This window comes from Segatella hominis, from assembly GCF_004535825.1.
Taxonomy (GTDB): domain Bacteria; phylum Bacteroidota; class Bacteroidia; order Bacteroidales; family Bacteroidaceae; genus Prevotella; species Prevotella hominis.
Window position 1 is genome coordinate 1 of the sequence record NZ_SGVY01000097.1, and the last position, 3,361, is coordinate 3,361.

Genomic DNA, 3,361 nt, shown 5'->3' on the forward strand with positions numbered 1-3,361 from the left:
GAAAATCGACTGCAATAAGTAAAGGTAGTTACAATCGGGCAAAAAGACTTTCCATTGCAATAAAGTGAAACATACACAAGGCACAGGAGTCTTACTGCTTTGTGCCTCCATAATCATTTTGATAATGGAATAAAATAAGCTATATTCGGACTACTAGTAGTTTGCTGAAATTTGCAGATTTTCAAGAACATAACTTGTCGAAAATCTACACGACTTAACGATGCGCATCATTAACATCTAACGATGCGCATCATTAGACCTCAATGAGGGTGTGTCATAAGCCTGTGACGCACCCTTTTTTGTGTGTTTTTCTGTATATTTTAGTTGAATCGTAGTCTTTCTTTACAAGGAGAATCTTATTATATTGTATAGAAGCTTTACTTTTCTTGTTTTATCGATAACAAAACTGCGCAAAAGTGTCCTTTCCGAAATGCCTGAATCGCTTGTAATGCATGTCTTCCTTCATCTGTCCAAACGCAGCTTCTGGCTCTATCGGTCTCTGACTCCTGTGCTTCATACCTTCCTCTGACGTCAACAGCAAAAATGCTTCCTTTTTCATAATCCAAATGTTTTATTCAATTATTATTTTATGTAAGCAAGTAAAAGAGTAAGGGTAGGGGCGAATCCCTAACCCTATGTTTTACAGTTCATTATCTTCTCCGCTGCCTCCATTCTCAGATCCTGTGCCCTGAGAGGTGCCGCCACTCTTCTGGGTATTACCGCCAGAAGGCTTGTTGACACCCGAATCGCCGGCATCACCGTTCACAGAACCGCCTCCAGCGTTCTCACCATTTGAACTATCATCACCCAATATGGTACTTGCTCTCTTGATGGTAGCATCGAGTTTCAGGCGGCATCGCCAACCGTTCTGATTGACAATGCAAAGGTACGAAATAAAAAATCCCCAATGTCGTTTAATGTCACTTAATGTCGTTTAATGTCATTTAATGTCACGATAAAGTTGATTTTTTTTCAAAATTGCGGTTCTCCGAGGTGTTTCTTTTTATCCAACGTGTCAATCGACGCAGCTCAGAAACAAGTCATTTTCGACCTGCAAACAAGTTATTTCCGATCTACAAACAAGTCATTTCCAATTCGTAAATAAGTCATTTCCGACCTCTAAATAAGTTATTTGCGATCCAGCCCATCGATGTCAATGAGTTCCAAGCCAGTAGCCCCCTTGATGTTGTCAATCTCTCTGCCTTTGCCGTCAAATTCCACGGCGATGGAGATACCCGGAGTCTTTTGTTAAAAATTTAGTACCTTCTTTCTAAGTGCCATTCGAGTGAACCTTGGGTGAACCTTTGGTGAATAGTGAGGCTTTTACCCTACTTTTTATACGAAATAAGGTATAAATAAGGGTATTATAACTATCTGATTATCATTTCTTTATATCTTTATATACGCGCTGTCTATATATATTATAAAAGAAAGGGTTCACCACTTGCCCGAAAAAGTGAACCCTGTAAAAAAGGGTTCACTCCTCTAAAAGGCATTTTTTGAGGGTGGAGACCTGCCGTTTATGGTTATTGTTTTTGTATTTATTTTTTAAAAATGTCCATCAGGGTGCAAAACAAAATTTGATATTTTTATTAACAAATATATATTTAAGTTCCATTTCCTCTAAAGAAGTGCAAGTACGAACTCTAACGATGCGCTTTATTAAGGTCTAATGATGCGCATCGTTAGGTGTTAATGATGCGCATCGTTAGGTGTTAATGATGCGCATCGTTAAGTGTTAATGAAGCGCATCATTAGACCTTAATGAAGCGCTTCGTTAGGTCATGCAGATTTTCTATCATCTATATTACTGAAAATCAGTAAATTACGCTCCACCTCAAGACTGCAAACTCTTGCCACCAACAGGAGAACAGAAGTATAAAAGTTTGTTTCATCATTATTTCGTATCATTAAACTATGCTATTGTAAAAGTGTAAAAACTTTTACAATAACATACTATTTTATACCTGAAACTCATTAGTGTCCAATAGAAATTGGACACTAATGAGTAAATTTACTGCATTTTCTTACATAAAGCGGTAAATTTACTACTTTGTTATGGATATGTCTATATAACATGTTTTATCCATCCCTGTACCCACTTTTATTTTTCCCTGCCCACGGAAAAATTCTTGCGTGGGCAGGGAGAAAAATATACCCGGGCAGAGAAGGAAATTTAAAAGAGTATTTTGGAGTATAGGGAGTGTAGCCGAAAAAGATTATGATTTAGCATTGCTTGTAGAAAAATAGAAATAGAAAAAGGGTGCGTCATGTAGTTATGACACACCCTTTCTGTCTGTATTTTGTTATTTTTTAGTCTCTGTTGCTGCCTCCGAAAATGCGGAGCAGATAAAGGAAGAGGTTGATGAAATCGAGATACAGGGTGAGTGCACCGAGTAAAGCCAATTTCTGTGCGCCTTCGCTCATGTCGTACTGCATCTGGAGCATCTGCTTGATCTTCTGTGAATCCCAGGCGGTCAAACCAACAAAGATGGCTACGCCTACATAACTTAAAATGTAGTCAAAGCCTGGACTCTTCAGGAACATATTGACCACAGTAGCGATAATCAGACCAATCAAAGCCATGAAGAGTATCTTGCCGATAGAGGTCAAATCTCTCTTGGTCGTGTATCCGTAAAAAGCCATTGCTCCGAAAGTACCGGCTGTAATGAAGAATACCTTTGCAATGCTTGTCATCTCATAGAGGACGAAGATGGAGGAGAGCGTTGCACCATTCAATACGGAGTAGAGAATGAAAAGCAATGTGGCTGTGCCCAATGATAGGCGGTTGATTGCGCCACTGATGGCAAAAACCAATACGAACTCGGCGATAATCAATCCCCACATGATAGCGCTGTTAGTGTAAATCGTAGTTAAGAGTGTAGGACTGCTTGCCACACCATAGGCGGTAACACCTGTGATAATGAGTGCAAAGGTCATCCATACATATACTTTGCGCATAAGTGCAGAGAATACGTTGCTTAAACCGCTCTCTTTCTCATTATAAGCGAAACCAGTCTCCTGATTCTGCTCATTTATGAAATTGTACATTTCTTTTTCTGTCATAGTCTTATTTATTTAGTTTATATGATTCTTTTGTTCTGATAAAACTGCTTAATTTTGATAATCCTACTCTATTATGTATGATTCTTCATTTTGCAGCATTATTCTTCAATTTAACGGTTGCAAAGATAATGCCATTTCTTGGAATTGCCACGAAATGCGTTAATAATTCCTTAATTCCGCAACACTATAGTTTAACATTATTTATAAGTGCCTGAGCAACAAAAAGTTGCCCAGGATTTTGCCATGTCAGAATTTTCACTTACCTTAGTGTTGCGAAAAGAAGACAAGCAAAACT

2 protein-coding genes and 1 pseudogene are annotated in these 3,361 nt (G+C 38.4%); all 3 read right to left on the reverse strand.

Annotated features, from left to right (window positions below):
• Positions 1 to 418: 418 nt before the first annotated feature.
• Positions 419 to 538, reverse strand: a pseudogene (locus EXN75_RS16995) (transposase); the annotation flags it as partial.
• A 102-nt stretch (positions 539 to 640) separates the two neighbouring features.
• On the reverse strand, positions 641 to 811 hold the full coding sequence (locus EXN75_RS17930; RefSeq protein ID WP_167639579.1) for a hypothetical protein: 171 nt from the start codon (positions 809 to 811) through the stop codon (positions 641 to 643).
• Positions 812 to 2,313: 1,502 nt separating this feature from the next.
• Positions 2,314 to 3,066 carry a Bax inhibitor-1/YccA family protein gene (locus EXN75_RS17000; RefSeq protein WP_134844722.1) on the reverse strand — a complete coding sequence of 251 codons (753 nt, stop codon included), beginning with the start codon at positions 3,064 to 3,066 and terminating at the stop codon, positions 2,314 to 2,316.
• Between the last annotated feature and the right edge of the window lie 295 nt (positions 3,067 to 3,361).

Excerpts from the sequence above, each read along its gene's own strand:
- EXN75_RS17000 (WP_134844722.1), bottom strand. The coding sequence starts at position 3,066 with ATGACAGAAAAAGAAATGTACAATTTCATAAATGAGCAGAATCAGGAG.